This is a genomic window from Pseudoalteromonas sp. 2CM39R, assembly GCF_023161845.1.
Genome location: NZ_JALNTM010000033.1, coordinates 41,030 through 61,873, shown reverse-complemented (window position 1 = coordinate 61,873; position 20,844 = coordinate 41,030). Strand labels below are relative to the sequence as shown.

The window sequence follows — 20,844 nt, the reverse complement described above, 5'->3', positions numbered from 1 at the left end:
TTCATCATGCCTATCGAAGACGTATTCTCAATCCAAGGTCGTGGTACAGTTGTAACTGGCCGTGTTGAAGCTGGTATTATCAACGTGAATGACGAAGTTGAAATCGTAGGTATCAAAGAAACTACGAAGACAACTTGTACAGGTGTTGAGATGTTCCGTAAGCTTCTAGACGAAGGTCGTGCGGGTGAGAACATCGGTGCACTTCTACGTGGTACTAAGCGTGAAGACGTTGAACGTGGTCAAGTACTAGCTAAGCCTGGTTCAATCACTCCACACACGAAGTTCACTTCAGAAGTATACGTACTTTCTAAAGATGAAGGTGGTCGTCACACTCCATTCTTCAAAGGTTACCGTCCACAGTTCTACTTCCGTACAACTGACGTAACAGGTGACGTACAGTTACCAGACGGCGTTGAAATGGTAATGCCTGGTGATAACATCAAGATGACTGTAGAGCTAATCTGCCCAATCGCGATGGACGAAGGTTTACGCTTCGCTATCCGTGAAGGTGGCCGTACAGTTGGTGCTGGTGTTGTTGCAACTATCGTTGAGTAATCAACTATAGTGATGCATCAAGCATTAAGAAAAACCCGAGCTTAGTCTCGGGTTTTTTATGGGTGAAAAAGCTATCAGCTGTCAGCTTTCAGACGTCAGATCAGAACAGTGGGGGTGGTTAGTTTTGTGTTTTCACTCAGCATTTGCCCTGTTCATTCTTCGGGTAGGTTGGTTTGAGCGAAGCGAAACCCAACGCAATCCATGTAAACCCAAACCATCATAAATCACTCCCAAGGTCATGCTTGACCTAGAACCTAGAGCCTTTACCCTCGCAACTCACCCCTAGCACCTAACCCTATTATTTCCTCTAAAACTAATTACTTACCTTCTTGAACTACTTTTTTGAGTTTCATCATTTCGTCATGAAAACTCACTTTTTTAGTAACAATGCCTTCTTAGTATGGCTGCGCTAATTATCCAAGTGCAGTTTAGTTAGCACTCAAATTCTTAAAATAACGTACTAACGGAACGTAACGATGAAAATTAATAAAATTGCTACTGCAATTGGTTTAACGCTGGCGTTGTCAGCGACGGCCAATGCAGGTGTGTTACCAGACAGTCAAAAACAAAATGATTGGTATAGTGCTGCTGAAACAAAATTAACAGAAAAAGAGGCGGCGGCTCAGGCTGAGCAAACGTTTAAAGCTAAAAATGTCATTTTATTTGTTGGCGATGGTATGGGTATCTCAACGCTGACTGCATCGCGTATTATGGCGGGGCAAATGGAAGGTAAGTCGGGCGAAGAAGGCTTACTTAGCTTTGAAGAATTCCCTTACTCAGCGCAAATCAAAACTTATAACGTTGATGCGCAAACCCCTGACTCTGCAGGCACAATGACAGCAATTATTTCGGGTGTTAAAACCGATGTAGGTGTAATTGGTGTTAACGAAAATATCGAGCGTGGCGAGTGTGCAACGGTTGCGGGTAATGAGTTAATTACCGCAACAGAGCTGGCAGAAATTAAAGGTCTAGCAACAGGTGTTGTCTCAACGGCGCGTATTACTCACGCAACACCGGCTGCAACGTATGCAAAATCAGCTGACCGTAACTGGGAAGACGTATCAGATATGCCAGCTGATGCTGTAGAAGCTGGTTGTGAAGATATTGCCTCACAACTTGTTAATTTCGAGAAGAACCTAGAAGCACGCTTCGTAGGTACTGACGTAGATGGTCTTGAAGTTGTGATGGGCGGCGGTCGTCGTCACTTCTTACCAAAAGATGCAACGTTCAATTCAACTGATGCAGTCAGTGAAGTAGAGGGCGACCGTACTGATGAGCGTGACCTAACTGCTGAATGGCAAGAAATGTACCCTGATGGCCAGTACGTCATGGACCAAGCTGGCTTCGATACGCTAAATGCTGACAGCAAACGTGTATTTGCACTGTTTAATGAATCACACATGCAATACGAAGCAGATCGCGCTAACGATGTAGCGGGTGAGCCATCATTATCTGAAATGACAGGTAAAGCAATTGATATCTTAAAGAGCAATGAAAAAGGCTTTTTCTTAACGGTTGAGTCTGGTCGTATCGACCATGGTCACCATGCGGGTAATGCTTATAACGCGTTAAACGATACCGTTGAATTTGCCAAAGCAGTGCAAACAGCAGTAGAGAACACCAACCCAGAAGAAACACTTATTCTTGTTACTGCTGACCACAGCCACGTATTTACTATCGCGGGTTATCCAAAGCGCGGTAATCCAATCTTAGGTCAAGTGGTTGCTATTGGTAGCGAAGAGCCAAGCCTTGCGGCAGATGGTATGCCGTACACCACAGTCGGTTATGCTAATGGTTTAGGTTTTCGCGATTTAGGTGATGAAACTGATGCAGATGCATCATATAGCGAAGCGGCATTTGCAGGTCGTGTTGATTTAACGGGTGTTGATACGACGATGCCTGGTTATCACCAAGAAGCTACCGTGCCATTAGGTTCTGAGACTCATGCGGGTGAAGATATTTCACTTCATGCAAAAGGTCCAGGTGCGCAACTAGCACAAGGCGTTGTGGAGCAAAACGTAATTTTCCACATCATTAACCAAGCTCTAGAACTAATTGAAGAATAATGGCGACGACGATGAAAAAACTAAATTTAATTTCTCTTGCTGTAGTAGTGGCATTAGCGGGTTGTTCTGATGACGATGACAACTCACCAAAAACATTAACCGTTGAAAACACATTAGCTGTTGGTTCTGAGCAGTGTGTAAACGGTGGTACAGAAACCCTAACAGGTGAAGATAGTAACGATAACGGTGAGCTAGACTCAGCAGAAGTAACGGACACAACCGTTGCATGTAATGCACCAGCAACGTCGTTAACGGCATCGCAATTAGCGCCGTTGACCGATAATGAATGGTTCAAGTCAGCGCAAGTTAAAGTCGCTAGCAGCGAAGAAAATATTGCTGCCGCTGTAAAAGAGTCTGGTAAAGCGAAAAACGTGATTCTATTTGTGGGTGACGGCATGGGTATTTCAACCGTGACGGCAGCACGTATCATGGCCGGTCAGCTAGAAGGTAAGCTGGGTGAGGAACATCAACTTAGCTTTGAAACCCTACCATTCTCAGGGTTTGCTAAAACCTATAACGTTGATGCGCAAACACCTGATTCTGCGGGTACGATGACAGCAATGGCATCGGGCGTAAAAACGGATGCAGGCGTTATCGGTGTTGATGAAGACATCGAGCGTGGTAACTGTGCAACGGTTGCAGGTAATGAACTAGTCACAGCCACTGAGCTTGCTGAGATTGCCGGTAAGTCGACAGGTATTGTTTCGACAGCGCGTATTACTCACGCAACGCCTGCAGCAACGTATGCAAAATCGGCTGACCGTAACTGGGAAGACGTATCAGACATGCCAGAAGCAGCGGTTACCGCTGGCTGTGAAGATATTGCATCGCAATTAGTTAACTTTGAAGCAAACCTAGAAGCACGCTACGAAGGCCTCGATGTTGATGGTTTAGAAGTTGTTATGGGCGGCGGTCGTCGTCATTTCTTACCGAAAGACGCAGCTTTTAACTCTGCTGATGCTGTGAGCTCAGTCGAAGGTGACCGTACAGATGGTCGCGACCTAACTGCTGAATGGAAAGCTAAATACCCAGCAGGTCAATATGTGATGGACCAAGCAGGTTTTGATGCAATTGATGCAGAATCAACTGAACGCGTATTTGGTTTATTTAATGAATCACATATGCAATACGAAGCAGATCGCGCAAACGATGTAGCGGGCGAACCTTCACTTGCTGAGATGACAGCAAAAGCAATTGATGTGTTAGATAACAACGCCAATGGTTTCATGCTAACAGTTGAAGCTGGCCGTATTGACCACGGTCACCACGCTGGTAATGCTTACAATGCACTAAGCGACACAGTTGAGCTTTCTGAAGCAGTCCAAGTTGCTCTAGATAAAACCAGCATTGAAGACACGTTAATCATAGTAACAGCTGACCACAGCCACGTATTTACCATTGCAGGCTACCCAAAACGCGGTAACCCAATCTTAGGGAAAGTGGTACCTGTGGGTAGTGATGAACCATCACTGGCAGCAGATAACATGCCATACACAACGGTTGGTTATACCAATGGTGGCGGTTTCCGCGACTTAGGTGATGAGACTGATGCTGATGCAGGCTATAACTTTGCGCCAGTAACGGGTCGTGTTGATTTAACTGATGTTGACACAACAACACCAGGTTTCCACCAAGAAGCCGTCGTACCACTAGGCTCTGAAACACACGCAGCAGAAGATGTGGGTGTGTATGCAGTGGGCCCAGGTGCACATTTAGTAACAGGCACTAATGAGCAAAGCCTTATTTTCCATGTTATGGATTATGCCGCTGACCTTGTTAAACAAGCCGATGCTAAATTAGCACAATAATGAGTGTTTGGGAGGCTCTAAGCCTCCCTTACTCAATTAGTTAGAAAGTAAACCAAGACAAAAGAGAATCCCGTGAAAGCAGCCATCTTACTTGCCTCATTACTTAGCCCACTTGCTGTTGCAGGGCAATGCGATATGAACACCGGTTTTACGCAAGCAGACTATACGGTCACAACAGATATAGTTGCTAATAAGCAGTATACTGAAAATACCTTTACCCTTTGGCGTACGCCTCACCAGGTGGCTAAGCAGAATCCACAGTTTATTGAGTTATGGCAACAGTTGCGCAATCAACAAATTCGCCCAATTCGTTATTTTCAGCATGCCCAGCGTGGTATTGAGTATCAACCATCGGAAGTGCAAGGTGAACAAGATTGGAGTAGCAAATATCAGCTAGTAAGCGATAAGTTTTTAGCCTCTATGACGCACCAGAAAAGCACAGGTGAAGGCTGTGAGCTAACAGAATATTACACACAACAGCAGGGTGATAGCAAAATAGAGCTAAGCTGGCTTGCCAATCAAAAGTTACTCAAAGCAATTCGTATTTCAACACCAACATATAGCCGTGAAATTGCTTTAACAGCCAGTCATCACAACCAGCAAAAGATTCAGGCAGAATTTGCAAAATGGGATAACTATCAAACGACCGATTACGCAGATATCGGTGATAATGAAAGCGATCCGTTTTTAGCTAAAATGATCAACTTAGGGTTTGTTGAGCATGGTGCAAGCGGATTTTATGATGCGCAAGGTAATCAGCTCAAAGGTGAGCATGGCCATCACCACTAATTAATTATTACAATGCCGCTTTTTTAGCGGCATTTTTGTCTCTGTAACTCAGTGCTTTCTAGAGCAGTTTATTGTTTGTTTAGTTAAGGCAAAATTACTTATTTCTACGAAGTGTTGCAACTATTGTCTGGTTTGATTGGTAAATTGTGCCATTGTTGCTTAAGTTTAACCAAGGAGGAACAGTCATGACAAAAATAAATACAAAACACCCAGCAGGTACTTTCTGCTGGGCCGAGTTATGCGCGAAAGACTGGCAAGCTGCAAAGCAGTTTTATACGCAACTTTTTGACTGGGGTTTTGATGACCAGCCGATAGGCGAAGATATGTATTACACCATGCTGAAAAAACAAGGTGATGATATTGCCGCTATGTATCAACTGCCAGAAAGTATGAGCGAGATGCCAACCCATTGGTTATTGTACATTGCTGTTGATGATGTTGATCAAAGCACAGAGCTGGCAAAATCATTAGGTGCAACTGTATTGGCAGGGCCGCATGATGTTATGACGGCAGGTCGCATGGTGATGCTACAAGAACCAGGCGGTGCAACATTTGCCTTATGGCAAGCCGGTGAGCATATCGGGGCAAAACGAGTGCAAGAGCTTAACCTTCCTTACTGGTTTGAGCTTGTGTCGAAAGACATGCAAAAAAGTCGCGACTTTTATTGTCAGTTATTCGGATGGCAGTTTGAGGTGAAACCCATGGAGGGGATGGACTACACCTTATTTTCCATTGATGAGCAACCGATAGCAGGCATGCTTGAGATGACCAATGAATGGCCAGATGATATTCCACCCCACTGGATGCCGTATTTTGCGGTAGCAGATTGCGATCAGGCAGTCGCTAAAGCAACACAGCTTAATGGGGCTATTTGTGTGCCAGCAACAGACATCCCAGATGTTGGGCGTTTTAGTGTGATTACCGATCCACAAGGGGCCGTATTTTCTATACTTAAATCAACCATTGATGAATTAACTTAAGCCCTTGGTTTTTGCCAATCTGTCCCAAGGTATATATATCTAAGCCACCTCAAAATGCACAAACTCGCACTTGAGGTGGTTTGGGTATAAAAGCTAATTAAGGAGCAGATTGATGACTAAGCATGTGGTGGTTACGGGGGCCAATAAAGGTATTGGCCTTAATTTTTGTAAACAATATTCAGCCCAAGGTTACCGTGTTACCGCAGTGGTGCGCACCCCAAGCGAAGAGCTTCAAGCACTCGATGTGAAAATTATTAGCGATATTGATGTATCTAACACCGATGATGTTGCAACACTTGCCAATTACTTGCACGGCGACAAAATTGATATTTTGATTAATAACGCCGGTGTTTTTCATAACGAAACTTTAGCTGACATGGACTTTGCAGCCATCGAAAAGCAAATAAGTGTGAACAGTATCGCGCCTATTCGTATTACTCATGCATTACAGCAAAGCTTAGGCATTGATGCAAAAGTGGCGATGATTACATCGCGCATGGGCTCAATTGCTGATAATGGCTCGGGTGGTTACATTGGCTATCGTATGTCAAAAGCGGCACTTAATGCCGCTAGTGTTAGTTTAGCCCATGAGCTAAAAGATAAAAAAATTGCCGTAGGGTTATTCCACCCGGGATTTGTACAAACGCAAATGGTTAATTTTGCTGGCGACATTAGCCCTGAAACTGCCGCAGAGCGGCTCATCAAGCGGATTGACGAATTAAACCTTAGCAACACAGGTGGGTTTTGGCATTCAAACGGCGAAACGCTACCTTGGTAATTCTTTTTCACTGTTTTCATAAGTTGGTTAGTTAGCAGCTAAAAAGCTGCTAACGGCCGATAACTTTCGCTAATTATTGAACTTATAGTTTGCTATACTCGTACAATTAAAAGTCATTTTGATGTTGAGAACAGCACATGGAATTAGAGCAAAATAGCGATTTAACCCTTCCTCTTTTTTATTTCGATGAAAACCTTCACAGCCGCGATATCGAATCTCCAGATTTACTATTACATGTAACGTTAAGCGAAGAGTTACTCGCTCAGCTTTGCCAAAATCCAGCTGTAGATAGCAGTGTCGCAATTGCCATAAATGAATACCGTCTTGAAGCGTTAAATGATGACTATCAAGCATTGATTGATGGTGAGCATGATGCGCAGCTGACACTCGTTCGTGGGCCATTATTGAGCGCTATGCTTAGTTGCGATAACGACCAAACCTTTGTATCGCCGCAAGTCGATATGATGCCAACCTTCGATTTAGGCGATGACGTTGAAGATATCGAGGAGGAAGGATGAGAAAACTCCTCACTACCGTATTTGGTCTTATTCTATTAAGTGGCTGTGCATATTTAGGTGCCGCTCATTACGATGAACTGTTTGGTGAAGAGCAACCTAGAGAGCGTGTTGTTGCTGCATCAACACTTGAAGGTGCGGAGTTTTTAAGTGATGTAAAACCTGTACTCGACACTCGTTGTGTGGTTTGTCACGGCTGTTATGACGCACCATGTCAGCTTAAGTTATCTTCTGTGGAAGGTATTGACCGCGGCTTAAGCAAAGAGCGTGTTTATGACGGCACTCGCTTACTAGCCCAAGAGCCAAGCCGTTTATTGTTCGATGCGACAAGTACCGCACAGTGGCGTGAAAAAGGCTTTACTCCAGTACTTAACGAGCGAGCACAAACCGAAGAAGCGAACCTAGCTGGTAGCGTGCTTTATAATGCCTTAGTACTTAAGCAAAGTAGCCCTCTTCCTAAGCAAGCTATTTTAGGCGATGAGTTTGATTTTTCACTCGATCGTGAACAAACATGTACCACAATGAATGAGTTTGACTCATTTGCTAAAGATAACCCACACAGTGGTATGCCTTATGGTTTACCAGGGATCTCAAGCGAAGAGTTTCAGCATCTTGCTAAATGGCTTAAGAAGGGCGGTTACCTTGCTCATATTGAACCTCCTAAAGAAGGCGTACTAAAACAAGTTGAACGTTGGGAAGCGTTCTTAAATCAAGATGGTTTAAAGCATCAACTGACTGCGCGCTATATTTATGAGCATTGGTATTTAGCGCATATTTACTTCCCTGAACATGGCGATAAACACAGCTACTTTAAGCTAGTTCGCTCTTCGACTCCGCCGGGTGAAGAGATCAAACACATTAGCACTCGTCGCCCTTATGAAGACCCTAAAGTTGAGCGTGTTTACTACCGCTTAATGCATGACCGCTCGACTATTTTAGCGAAAACACATTTACCTTTAGCATTAAATGACGAAAAGCTTGCACGCATCCATTCGCAATTTATTGAAGCCGATTATCAAGTAAATAAACTGCCGAGCTATAAACCAGAAGTGGCATCAAACCCATTTAAAGCCTTTGCTGCAATCCCAGTAAACTCACGTTATCAATTTATGCTTGATGAAGCTGAGCTTATTATTATGGGCTTTATTAAAGGGCCTGTTTGTCGAGGTCAAATCGCGTTAAACGTGATTAACGACCAGTTCTGGGTGGGGTTTGCTAAACCTGAAATGGCGGCGACACCTAAAGTGGGTGAATTGTTGTTACAACATGAAGATGCCTTAGCATTACCAGCTGAAGAAGAAAGCAATGCCTTGCCGATTTCTAGTTGGGTGAAGTATTCAAAACGCCAAAACAAATATTTGTCAGCCAAAGTTGCACTGGCTAATAAGATGTTTGAGAACGGTCAGCACCTAACAACCGATTTACTTTGGCAGGGTGATGGCCATAACCAAAATGCAGCACTCACAGTGTTCCGCCACTTTGATAGCGCAACAGTTGTAAAAGGCTGGATAGGCCAGCAACCAAAAACCGCCTGGATACTCGACTACGCACTATTTGAACGTATTCACTACTTGCTGGTGGCGGGGTTTGATGTGTATGGCAATATTGGTCATCAGTTATTGACTCGTTTGTATATGGACTTTTTACGCTTAGAGGGTGAAGCAAACTACCTTGCATTATTGCCAGAAGCTAAGCGTAAAGAAATTAAAGCTCAGTGGTATCGTAAATCACCGCCTAGCTTAACGAGTTTCTTTGAAGATGAATTGTCATTTAGCCAATCTACGGGCATTGAATACAAAACAATGGACCCGCAGTCAGAGTTGTTCAATATGCTAAAAGAGAAGCTTAAGCCAATTTTAAGCCCTCGTTATGACTATACGAAAGTGCCTGAACCACTTGCTAAAATTAACAACCTTCCGGTTAAAGCAGTGAACTTGCTGCCACAAATTTCGTTTGTGTTAGTCAAAGATGGTGATGATAAGCACAAGGCCTATACCCTGATCCATCATAATGCTCATTATAATATTTCGAGCTTATTGAATGAAGAAGGGCAACGAGCTTATGACGAAGATACAGTAACGATTGTGCCTGGATTCATAGGTGATTACCCAGAAGCCATTTGGTACTTACACAATGACCAGCAAATTGCAGCTTTTGCCACTGGGCTTGCTAAAGCAACAGATGAAGCAGCTTACAGAGACCTGAAAAGTGAGTTCGCTATTCGCCGAACACATCCACAGTTTTGGCAATACAGCGATATTTTACACCGTGTAGCGAAAGAGTATCGCGGCGTTGAATTTGGGTTATTTGACTATAACCGACTCGAAAATCGATAAATTTCTGTTAACTATCATGTTTAAAGCCCACTTCAAGTGGGCTTTCTTGTATTCTATGAACTACAATTATTTTTAAAAAATAATGAGTAAAACATGTTGCAGCTAGTCACAGATATCCGAAAACGATATCGCTGGGGATTATTGGCGATTGCCATATTGATCTCTGTATCAGCCATCTTGATACAGAGCCTTTTGTATATCCAAAAGGGTGACGCCAAAATTATCAACATTGCCGGTAAGCAACGTATGCTGTCACAAAAAATAGCCTTATACGGTAATTCACTCATTTACCAAGAATCCGATCATTTCCAACAGCAACACCGAAGGCTACTGCAACAAGCGGTTGAACAATTTATTGCAGGGCATCAATTTTTAATTCAACAAGATGAGCAAGGTGACTATATTCATTTAAATGAGGCGCTTGAGGCCCATTACTTCTCGCCCCCTACCGCATTAGATGAGCACGTGAAGCGCTATGTGAGTAAAGCGCAGCAGCTATTAAACAATACCGATGATTTTGCCCATGTGGACCGCTCAACATTTGTTAGCAATCAGCTTGAAGCACTACTCACAAAGCTAGACCAAGCGGTTAAATTACTTGAACAAAAATCAGTTCAAAAAGTCACATTTCTGGCGGTTTTAGAGTTATTGTTTTGGCTCATCGCCATGGTGTTATTAGCCATTGAATTATTTTTCATTTTTAAGCCTATGGAGAAATTGGTCACTAAAAATATTGCTAAGTACAAAGAACAAAAAGAGTTTGTTGAGCGTGTTAATAAAAATAAAGAGCGCTTTATTGCACGTACCAGTCATGAATTTAGAACACCATTGCAAGGTTTAACAGCATCCATCGAAGCGCTCGATATCAGCGACAGTCAGCAGCTGACTAAACAGCAGGCGCTTTATTGCGTTAATAGGCTAGTGGCTATGCTAGACGAATTAATGGACTTACAGCAGCTAACCTCGGGAGAATGGCAGTTAAGTTTCACTAGCAGCAATTTGTTATCAACATTAAAGCAAGCTATCTCACCCTATGAATATGCCTGTAACGATAAAGGTATTACCTTGAGCGTGAACTTAGCTGAGTCACTCGATAAAGAGGTGAGCACTGACCATGCAAGGTTGACGCAAATCGTAGCTGAAATCATTAACAATGCCGTTAAATTTACTCCGAGCCAAGGCCGTATTGCCGTAACAGCTGCATGCCAAGGTGAGCAGCACTGTGTAATTGAAATACAAGATAACGGTAAAGGCTTTGAAAAGCCGCCGACAGATTTACTTAGCTACGAAAATGACTCAGAGCAACATTTTCAAGGCTTAAAAACGGGGCTGCTTAGGGTTATGCACATTGTCAAAGCATTAAAAGGAGAAATCCAATTTCTTAATGCTGAGCCACAAGGTGTGAAAGTGTTAATTAATTTAGAACTAGAGAGCGCCCCTAAATCAGCAATGCCAGCGCCGCTGCCGAAAGCTTTACACTGCTTGATTGTTGAAGATAACCCGCTAAACGCCACCATTTTAGGTCGCATGGTTAGCCATTTAAATTACAGCTTTGATGTGGCTGAAAATGGCTTGATCGCCACAGATAAAGCCTCAGATAAGCGCTACGATTTAATTTTTATGGATTTGAATATGCCAGTTATGGATGGCTTTAAAGCGATTGATATTATTCGTAATGAGCAGGGGCAACAGGTGCCAATTTTGGTGGTGACCGCTAATACATCGAATGATGATTTACAACGAGTGTACGAGCTTGGGGCAAACTTGCACGTATATAAACCGATCTCGTTAGATTCAGTGCAAAAAGCTCTCAGCATTTTATTTACTGAGAGCTCACAGGGATAACCAAAGCGTTAAATTAGTTCGTTACTTTAATGTCGCCAACACCCACTTCGACTTCGATATCGTATTGGCCATTGCCACGATAGCTTGAGTGCGAGCTAACCACTTTACGGCTAGTGTTACCGTCATTTTTTAAGCCGCGAATTTTAGTATCGCCCACACCTGTATCAAGCTCGATACGTTTGTAGTCATCAAGCGCGCTATCAATTCTTACCGCGCCCACACCAAGCTCAATCTCAACTGAATTACTTGCGTCGTTAATTTCAATATCGCCAACACCAAGTTCAACATCAATTGCCATCGATTTAGGCATTTTTACATGCCAGTTTTGTTGAATGTCATCGTTATCTAATTTTAAGCTAAGTGAGCTGGCACTTTGCGAGTGGCTTAATTCAATATCTGATAAATCGACATCAGAGCTGAACCAGCTATTGTCATTTTTTGGTTCAATGCGAACTGTAACGACGACTTCGCTACCGTCATAGCTTTCGGTTTCTAAGCTGCCCACCGGAAAATCAATATCAAGCTGGCTTGCGCCACTCACAGCAAAGTTGTGATTTAGTTCACGTGAGTCTTTTGCCATTGCGTATGTTGTTGTTAGTGCTAAGCCAATTGCTGCTACACAAAGTAATTTTTTCATTGTCTGATTCCTGTTGATGACCTTTTATACCTTAGTCGCAGCTGTGTTCAAAAAAGGTTTAAACGATTTTTAATTTTTTATCGAATACGGTAACGTCAAGTTAACGGTAACTTAGAATGAGGATTCAAAGTGCAACAAGTGCAGTTGGTTAATGTTAAAGCTAGCCTAAAGGGGCAGGGCAATGACGTTTATTATTTAGATGATCTCAATATCAATGTATCGCCATTGCAGCAATGGGTATTACTTGGTGCGAATGGGGCGGGTAAATCGGCGGTGGCAGCTGCCATTGCCGGTTTTGCGAAAATAGAAAAAGGCCAGTATGAGAATAGCTTTGAGCGTATTGCATTGGTTTCACCAGACAGCCAAAAGCAGCTCCTTGCGGCTGAGCTAACAAAAGATCAAGATGATATTATTGATGGCGTTACGCCTTCGAGTACGGTTTATGAGTTAATTATTGCAGGTCGAGACGAGCAACAGCTTGATAGTGATTTGCTACAGCAGTTAATAAGCCTATTTGATTTTAGTGACAAACTTAGCAAGGCATTTCGCGATTTATCGACCGGTGAAACCCGCAAACTGATGCTGATCCAAGCCATAATAGGCCGACCAGATTTACTTGTGCTTGATGAGCCTTTTGATGGCTTAGATGTCACGGCAATGGCCGAGCTTAATCAGCTACTCGCAGAGCTTAGTAAAACAACAACCCTTATTTTTGTGCTCAATCGCTTAACTGAGATCCCTGACTTTGTTGATCATTACGCCTACGTTAAAGAGGGTCATGTCACAGAGCAATTAGCAAAGCCTACACCTGAGCAGCGCGAAGATTTACTCAAGCTATTGCATCTCACTCATACTCAGTTACAAATACCTGAGGCAGATATTGACCATCAAGCGCCTCCGCTCACAGATTCAATGCTGGTAAGACTCAATAACGCAGCAGTGAGTTATGGCGGTGAGACTGTATTTGAAAAACTCAACTGGCAAATTAACCTAGGCGAACATTGGCAGTTAACAGGTAAAAATGGCTCAGGTAAAACTTGTTTGCTGAACCTTATCACTGGTGATAACCCGCAGTGTTACAACAACGATATCAAGGTGTTTGGCTATCAGCGCGGAAGCGGTGAGAGTATTTGGCAAATTAAACAGCACATTGGTTATATTTCTAACGCGCTACATATGGATTATCGAGTGAGTATCACCGCGCTCAATACGATTGTTTCGGGCTTTTATGACAGCATTGGTCTTTACCAAAAAGCCACCGATAAGCAACTTGCCATAGCCAAAAAGTGGTTAGCGTTATTAGGGTTAAGTGACAAGCAAAGCAGTTCATTTAGCCAGCTGTCTTTTGGTGATCAGCGTTTATTGTTGATTGCTCGGGCTATGGTTAAACACCCTAACTTATTGATCCTTGATGAGCCTTGCTTAGGCCTAGATGAAGCTAATAGGCAACGCGTGTTATTACTAATAGAAAAAATCTGCGCTGCAGGCACCAGCACCGTGGTGTATGTTAATCACCACGCGAGTGACAAAATAGCCGGTATCAACAATTATTTAGAGATGGCAGATTTCACAAAAAAAGCGCCATAAGGCGCTTTTTTAATGATTGAAATCATTTAGATACGGGTAATGGTAAAACCTTTATCTGTTAATTGCTTCAATAAGCCGTGTTGCTCTGGTAAGTGCAAAGCGCCCACTGCAATGAACAGCTTTTCTTTACCGATGCGAGTCGATAGTTGATTAACCCAATCGTTGTTACGGTCTATCAACATCACTTGCTCGCTTAGTTGACCGTACTGAGAGTCATCAAAGCTTTCATTGTAAAACTGCGTAAGTGTTTTCATATCACCCGATTTCCAAGCCTTGATAAGACCAAAAAAGTAGGTATCTACGTCTGCAAGTTGCTCGAATGTTTCTTCGATCATCTTGTCATTCATAATTGCTAAGTGCTCAAACATTTCCATTTGGCGCTCAAGAGTTTCGAGCTCACCAATAGATATTTTATGTTCTTGAGCGTAAGCAAGTACTTGCTTGTCGATGCCGTATTGATCTGAAAAACCAACGTTTTGGAACTCCATCTGCATCATGGTAACCATCACCGCCCATGGTGCTAAGTTCTTAAACATCGCAATATCAATTGATTTATCAGCAAAGTACTTTTGCAGTTTTGCATAGTTTTCTGGTGATAATTCAGATTGTAAGGTTTTGCCATTTTTTAGCATCATAAATGGTAATGAGCGACGCTGCATTTCCATTGGTGAAATGGCGCTGATATCCACCTCAACAATGACTTTATCTGAGTTATCGAGTGCTTTTGTTACCTTGCTTGGCAAGCCTTTCATGCTGTTGTCACCCACATGCACGGTACCAAATAAATAAGAAGCAACGCCGTTTTTTTCTACTTTCCATAACCCCGGCTCTGCAAGTGCATATTGGCTAAAACCAAGCAGTAGCACTATAAAAAATAGGGCATTAATACGCTGGATGAATTTCATAACTTTCCTTTTCATAACGTGGTTATTTTCAATACTAAACTAATTTTTATTTGATGCGTTAAATTAAATCGGCTTTATGCAGAAAAATCACATCTAATTGCTAAAAATTAATCAATCATATAATGGCAAATAACGAGGTATGAAATTTCAATTTTTAAAAAATAGTGAAATATAAATCCTGTTGTCTGTAATTGTTGGATAATTATTTCTTTAATTTTAGTTTTTAGGCTGTTTTTTGAATTGATTTTTATGTTGACTTGCAGGCTCCAGCACGGTACAAATAGAAAAAGGCAGCGGGATGGCTAGATATCCGCTACAAATGAACAGAATTTGGTTATAGATAAATGCTAACAAACAAACTTTCTCTAATTCTAATTAACGTCGTGGTGATTATTATTACCGCGGGGGCTTGTTAGTGCTTAGAGAAAGTTGAAGCATTTAAAAAAGCCCCCCGCACTTAACAGTCCGGGGGGCTTTTTCGTTTTAAGGTTTGAGTCGCAGCAAATACACAATGTCACTGAGGAATGAGGATTTACGATGACAGGCGCAGAGTTAACAATCGATTTATTAGCCAAACATGGCGTTAAGGATGTTTTTGGATACCCTGGTGGTGCCATCATGCCTATTTACGACGCCTTGTACGGTGCGCCAGTCAAACATTATTTGACGCGTCATGAACAAGGAGCGGGTTTTGCAGCTGTAGGGTTTGCGCGTAGTACTGGTAAGCTAGGTGTGTGCTTTGCAACTTCAGGCCCTGGTGCGACTAACTTAATAACAGCCCTTGCTGATGCGATGATGGATTCAGTGCCGTTACTCGCAATCACAGGGCAAGTACCTACCGCAGCGATAGGCTCCGACGCCTTTCAGGAAGTGGATGTGTTAGGTATGTCGTTATCATGTACTAAACATAGTTACATGGTTGAAAAAGCCGAAGACTTAGCCGAAATCCTACAAGAAGCCATCCACTTAGCACAAAGTGGCCGCCCTGGTCCTGTTTTAGTTGATATCCCAAAAGACATCCAAATGGCGCAAGTGCCATTCCACCCTTGGTTAGCCGCCGAAGATCATTTACCAAAATTAGACGCAAACCAAGTTGCGATAGCTAACCAAATCTTAAGTGAAGCGCAGCGCCCTGTGGCGTATATCGGTGGTGGTGTACAGGCTGCTGATGCACAAAACGAGCTTATGCAGTTTTTAGAAAAAACACATATGCCTGTGGTATCAACGCTAAAAGCGCTAGGCAGTGTATTACCTGATTATGAATATGATCTTGGCATGTTAGGTATGCATGGCGGTAAAGCGGCTAACTTAGCAGTGCAAGAATGTGATGTTTTGGTTTGTATAGGTGCTCGCTTTGACGACCGTGTTACTGGCAATTTAAGCAAGTTTGCCGCAAAAGCAAAAGTGATACACCTTGATATCGACGCGGCAGAGGTTGGTAAGCGTAAGCCTGCAAAAGCATCATTAGTCGCAGATTTAAAAACGTCATTACCGCAACTTGATTGCTTTGTAACTCCTGATGAGTGGTTAACGCACATCGAAAGCATGATGAAAGAGCATGCATGGCGTTATGACTATCCGGGCGAAAAAGTATTTGCCCCTTATTTATTAAACCAGCTAAGTCAAAAAATGCCATCAACTGGCGTCGTGTGCTGTGATGTGGGTCAGCACCAAATGTGGGTGGCACAGCACATGAAGTTTAGCCACCCAAGTAATCATTTAAGTAGTGGTGGTGCGGGTACCATGGGCTTTGGTTTACCGGCCGCTATCGGCGCCCAAGTTGCGCGCCCAAATGATTTTGTGATCACGGTGTCGGGCGATGGCTCAATCATGATGAACATTCAAGAACTGGCAACAATTCGCCGTAACAATCTGCCAGTTAAAATTCTAATCCTAGATAACCAGCGCTTAGGTATGGTACGTCAATGGCAGCAGCTATTTTTTGAAGGTCGTTATTCTGAAACAAACCTTTCAGATAATCCTGATTTTGTGCAGTTAGCAGCGGTATTTGGCATTCCAGGTCAAACCATCACTAAAGCAGATGAAGTCGATGCTGCGGTTGATGCGTTAGTTAATAGTGAAGGTCCATACATTCTGCATGCCTGTATAGATGATAAAGAAAATGTATGGCCGCTTGTACCACCCGGTGCTGCCAATGATGAAATGATGACGGAGACAGTAAAATGAAACACACCCTAACGATTGCACTAAAGAATCAAAGTGTCGCTGTAGAGCGCTTTTTACGCGTTGCGCGTCATCGTGGCTTTGACCTGACAACCATGAATTTAGAAATGGCTGATGAAGCTTTTCACATCACTATGACGGTAGACAGCGATAAGCCAATTTATCTACTAACATCACAATTGAATAAATTGGTTGATGTTAAACACGTTAATGTTGAAAACCAATTTCAACAACAAGCAATCTAGTAAAAATCAACAGGTAACTAGAGCAATCAGATTGATGCTTTAGTGAGAAATAAATTAGGAATGAGGAAGTCAGTGGCATGCCACTGCAACAACTGAGGTAATTATGGCTAAATTAAGAAGTGCAACAACAACAGAAGGTCGCAAACGTGCAGGGGCGCGTGCTTTATGGCGTGCAACAGGGATGACAGATAAAGACTTCGGTAAGCCAATTATCGCTGTTGTTAACTCATATACTCAGTTTGTACCGGGTCATGTTCACCTTAACCAACTTAGTGAGCTAATGGCTGAAACCATCACCGAAGCCGGTGGTGTACCAAAAGAATTTAATACTATTGCAATCGACGATGGTATCGCGATGGGTCACGGCGGCATGCTGTATTCACTTCCTTCGCGTGACTTAATTGCTGACTCTGTGGAATACATGGTTAATGCACACTGTGCCGATGCTATGATCTGTATTTCTAACTGCGACAAAATCACCCCAGGGATGATGCTAGCAGCACTGCGTTTAAATATTCCGGTTATTTTCGTATCAGGTGGTCCAATGGAAGCAGGTAAAACACGCCTTGCTGATATCGACATTAAACTTGATTTAGTGGATGCCATGGTAAAAGGCGCTGATACCACAGTAAGCGATGAAGACTCTGAAAAAGTAGAGCGCTCTGCGTGTCCTACTTGTGGTTCATGTTCGGGCATGTTTACTGCTAACTCGATGAACTGCTTATTAGAAGCGATTGGTTTAGCACTGCCGGGTAACGGTACCACACTTGCTACGCACAAAGACCGTAAGCAGCTTTACGTTGAAGCAGGTGCGCGCATTGTTGATTTATGTCGTGAGTATTATCAAAAAGATAATGCAGCAGTGTTACCTCGCGCTATTGCAAATCGTACTGCTTTTATGAATGCGATGGTGGTTGATATCGCGATGGGTGGCTCATCAAACACGGTTTTACACTTATTAGCTGCAGCGCAAGAAGCGGGTGTTGATTTTGATATGTCGCACATTGATGAGCTTTCTCGTAAAACACCTTTCCTTTGTAAAGTGGCACCTGCAACCAATAAATATCATATTGAAGATGTGCATCGTGCTGGTGGCATGATGGCAATTGTTCGTGAGCTTGGTAAAGCAGGCCTTGTCGATTTATCTGTTGATCACGTTGCAGGTCATACTATGGCTGAAATGGTGGCTAAATGGGATGCCACCGATCCTAATAATGAAGTAGCGCAAAAATTCTATAAAGCAGGTCCTGCCGGTATCCGCACTACAAAAGCAATGAGCCAAGAGTGCCGCTGGCCAGAACTTGATAACGACCGTGAAAACGGCTGTATCCGCAGTGTTGAAAATGCCTTTCGTCAAGATGGTGGTTTAGCTGTACTATCAGGTAACTTAGCTCTTGATGGCTGTATTGTTAAAAGTGCTGGTGTAGTTGAAGAAATGCTGCATTTTGAAGGCCCTGCGGTTGTTTATGAATCACAAGATGATTCGGTTGAAGGCATTCTTAACGGTGAAGTAAAAGCCGGTGATGTTGTGGTAATTCGCTACGAAGGACCAAAAGGTGGCCCAGGCATGCAAGAAATGCTATATCCAACGAGTTACTTAAAATCAGTGGGCTTAGGTGAAAAATGTGCGCTTATCACCGATGGTCGTTTCTCGGGTGGTACATCGGGTTTATCAATTGGTCATGTTTCACCAGAAGCAGCAAGTGGTGGTGCAATCGCTTATGTTGAAAATGGCGATAAAATAGTAATTGATATCGCAACCCGTGAAATCACTTTAGCGCTGTCTGATGAAGAGCTTGAAGCGCGTAAACAAAAGCAACTTGCACGCGGTAAAGATGCTTATAAACCACTTGATCGTGACCGTTATGTTTCATCTGCACTTAAAGCTTATGCGTTACTTGCAACGAGTGCAGACAAAGGGGCTGTGCGCGATTTAGCAAAACTTGAGGAGCTAAGTTAATTATGGTTTCTCAAGAGCTTGATTACTTTCGCGCTATCATCCAAGCGAACATGGAGCCCCTTGCAAAAGTCACTGAGGTCAGCGAAATGGCTGATCTTAGTGCACGGCTAGGCAACCATGTATGGCTAAAGCGTGAAGACCAACAACCGGTTTATTCATTTAAGCTTCGTGGTGCTTTTCATAAACTAAGCAAGTTGCCAAAAGGTTCTGATGTAATCACAGCCTCAGCGGGTAACCATGCGCAAGGCGTTGCACTCAGTGCCTCATTTTTAGGCCATAGAGCAACGATTGTGATGCCAGTCACAACACCAGAAATTAAAGTGAATGCAGTACGTTCACTCGGTGGTGAAGTAGTATTACACGGCCATCATTTTGATGCGGCAAAAGCCCATGCCTTAGAGCTAACAGAGCAGCGTAATGGGGTGTTTGTACCACCGTTTGATGATCCTGATGTGATTGTTGGCCAAGGTACCGTTGCCCGTGAATTAATGCAGCAATTGAACGACCTTGATGCTGTTTTTATTCCTGTTGGCGGTGGTGGCTTGCTAGCAGGCATGGCGGTGTACATTAAGTCGTTACGCCCTGATATCAAAGTCATTGGTGTTGAAGCTGATGAGAGTGCTTGCCTCAAAGCAGCGCTTGAATCAGGCAAGCCCGTTGAGCTTGACCGTGTTGGTAGCTTTGCAGATGGTGTAGCCGTAAAAGTTATCGGCACAGAAACATTTCGTTTAGCGCAAAAGTTTTGTGATGAAGTGGTCACTGTAACGGGCGACGAAATCTGCGCCGCAATGCAAGATATCTTTGTTTCAACCCGTGCGATAGCGGAGCCTTCAGGGGCGCTATCAACAGCGGGCCTTAAAAAGTGGTGCCAACAAAATGGTGTTAAAGGCTTAAACGTAGCTGCGATTTTATCGGGTGCAAACTTAAACTTTGACCGCTTACGCTATGTTGCTGAGCGAACGGCTCTCGGTGAAAAGAACGAAGCACTGCTTGCTGTGACTATTAAAGAAGAAAAGGGTAGCTTTAAGCAGTTTTGTAACTCATTAGGTGGCAGAGCTATCACCGAGTTTAATTACCGTTATGCAGGCCCTGGCGAAGCGCAAATTTTCGTTGGTATTGCCTTAAGACAAGGACAGCAAGAGCTAGATGAGTTAAAAGCAGCACTGACAGAAAATGACTACACGTTTTGCGATCTATCAGATAACGAGCTGGCTAAATTGCATATTCGTTATATGGTGGGTGGTAAAGCGCCAGCTCAACTTCATGAGCGTTTATTACGCTTTGAGTTTCCTGAATACCCAGGCGCACTGGCTCGATTCTTAGATACTCTTGGTAGTAATTGGAATATTACTTTATTCCATTACCGTAACCATGGTGGGGCAATTGGTAATGTGCTGGCGGCCTTTGCTATCGAACCGAGTGATTATGAGGTATTCAATGAGCATTTGAACCGTTTGGGATACAACGTTCAAGATGAAACAAACAACCCATGTTTCACCCAGTTCCTAACCAGTCAAGGTCAGGAGTTGAGCGCAGTGAAAGTGGCTAATTAAGCATAAAAGCTGAATAAGGCTGCTAATTAGCAGCCTTGTTTTTTTCTCTATTTTTCCTATAGTTAATGCACGGTTTCAAGCAAGGATGATGCGTGCAAGGT

Annotated in this window: 16 protein-coding genes; 14 read left to right on the top strand and 2 right to left on the bottom strand. The window is 43.2% G+C overall.

All coding sequences use genetic code 11. The features are described from left to right. From MTF66_RS35765 to MTF66_RS35725, 9 genes are all read left to right on the top strand, one after another. Positions 1-555 (top strand): EF-Tu/IF-2/RF-3 family GTPase (locus tag MTF66_RS35765; RefSeq protein ID WP_248530140.1); only part of this gene is annotated, 555 nt, incomplete at its 5' end. 476 nt (positions 556-1,031) lie between these two features. Further along, positions 1,032-2,621 (top strand): alkaline phosphatase, encoded by a 1,590-nt coding sequence (locus tag MTF66_RS35760; RefSeq protein WP_248530139.1) that lies wholly within the window; start codon positions 1,032-1,034, stop codon positions 2,619-2,621. An 11-nt stretch (positions 2,622-2,632) separates the two neighbouring features. Next, the gene (locus tag MTF66_RS35755; RefSeq protein ID WP_248530138.1) at positions 2,633-4,429 is read left to right on the top strand and encodes an alkaline phosphatase; all 1,797 of its coding nucleotides are present in this window, start codon (positions 2,633-2,635) and stop codon (positions 4,427-4,429) included. Positions 4,430-4,501: 72 nt separating this feature from the next. Next, entirely contained in the window at positions 4,502-5,218 is a 717-nt protein-coding gene (locus MTF66_RS35750; RefSeq protein WP_248530137.1) for a hypothetical protein, read from the top strand. Positions 5,219-5,403: 185 nt separating this feature from the next. After that, on the top strand, positions 5,404-6,198 hold the full coding sequence (locus MTF66_RS35745) for a VOC family protein (RefSeq protein WP_248530136.1): 795 nt from the start codon (positions 5,404-5,406) through the stop codon (positions 6,196-6,198). A 112-nt stretch (positions 6,199-6,310) separates the two neighbouring features. After that, on the top strand, positions 6,311-6,976 hold the full coding sequence (locus MTF66_RS35740) for an SDR family oxidoreductase (RefSeq protein ID WP_248530135.1): 666 nt from the start codon (positions 6,311-6,313) through the stop codon (positions 6,974-6,976). A 137-nt stretch (positions 6,977-7,113) separates the two neighbouring features. After that, positions 7,114-7,494 (top strand): hypothetical protein, encoded by a 381-nt coding sequence (locus MTF66_RS35735; protein WP_055198464.1) that lies wholly within the window; start codon positions 7,114-7,116, stop codon positions 7,492-7,494. Then, positions 7,491-9,827 (top strand): fatty acid cis/trans isomerase, encoded by a 2,337-nt coding sequence (locus tag MTF66_RS35730; RefSeq protein ID WP_248530134.1) that lies wholly within the window; start codon positions 7,491-7,493, stop codon positions 9,825-9,827. The genes MTF66_RS35735 and MTF66_RS35730 overlap by 4 nt, the downstream gene beginning before the upstream one ends. Before the next feature lie 93 nt (positions 9,828-9,920). After that, entirely contained in the window at positions 9,921-11,672 is a 1,752-nt protein-coding gene (locus MTF66_RS35725; protein WP_248530133.1) for a response regulator, read from the top strand. A 13-nt stretch (positions 11,673-11,685) separates the two neighbouring features. On the opposite strand, the gene MTF66_RS35720 is transcribed toward MTF66_RS35725, so the two are convergent. Then, entirely contained in the window at positions 11,686-12,309 is a 624-nt protein-coding gene (locus tag MTF66_RS35720; protein ID WP_248530132.1) for a hypothetical protein, read from the bottom strand. A 129-nt stretch (positions 12,310-12,438) separates the two neighbouring features. On the opposite strand from MTF66_RS35720, the gene modF reads away from it, so the two are divergent. After that, the gene (gene modF, locus MTF66_RS35715; protein ID WP_248530131.1) at positions 12,439-13,896 is read left to right on the top strand and encodes a molybdate ABC transporter ATP-binding protein ModF; all 1,458 of its coding nucleotides are present in this window, start codon (positions 12,439-12,441) and stop codon (positions 13,894-13,896) included. 26 nt (positions 13,897-13,922) lie between these two features. On the opposite strand, the gene MTF66_RS35710 is transcribed toward modF, so the two are convergent. Beyond that, positions 13,923-14,801: a TraB/GumN family protein gene (locus MTF66_RS35710; protein ID WP_248530130.1), complete on the bottom strand. Its 879-nt coding sequence runs from the start codon at positions 14,799-14,801 to the stop codon at positions 13,923-13,925. A gap of 537 nt (positions 14,802-15,338) precedes the next feature. Between MTF66_RS35710 and ilvG the strand changes: the two genes are divergently transcribed. The 4 genes from ilvG (at position 15,339) to ilvA (ending at position 20,743) form a co-directional block, all read left to right on the top strand. Then, on the top strand, positions 15,339-16,988 hold the full coding sequence (gene ilvG / locus MTF66_RS35705; protein WP_248530129.1) for an acetolactate synthase 2 catalytic subunit: 1,650 nt from the start codon (positions 15,339-15,341) through the stop codon (positions 16,986-16,988). Beyond that, the gene (ilvM, locus tag MTF66_RS35700) at positions 16,985-17,230 is read left to right on the top strand and encodes an acetolactate synthase 2 small subunit (RefSeq protein ID WP_248530128.1); all 246 of its coding nucleotides are present in this window, start codon (positions 16,985-16,987) and stop codon (positions 17,228-17,230) included. Before ilvG ends, ilvM begins: the two co-directional genes overlap by 4 nt. 103 nt (positions 17,231-17,333) lie before the next feature. Next, positions 17,334-19,190, top strand: coding sequence for a dihydroxy-acid dehydratase (gene ilvD, locus MTF66_RS35695; protein ID WP_058585967.1), 1,857 nt, complete (start codon positions 17,334-17,336; stop codon positions 19,188-19,190). A 2-nt stretch (positions 19,191-19,192) separates the two neighbouring features. After that, positions 19,193-20,743 carry a threonine ammonia-lyase, biosynthetic gene (ilvA, locus tag MTF66_RS35690; RefSeq protein ID WP_248530127.1) on the top strand — a complete coding sequence of 517 codons (1,551 nt, stop codon included), beginning with the start codon at positions 19,193-19,195 and terminating at the stop codon, positions 20,741-20,743. The last annotated feature ends 101 nt before the right edge of the window (positions 20,744-20,844 follow it).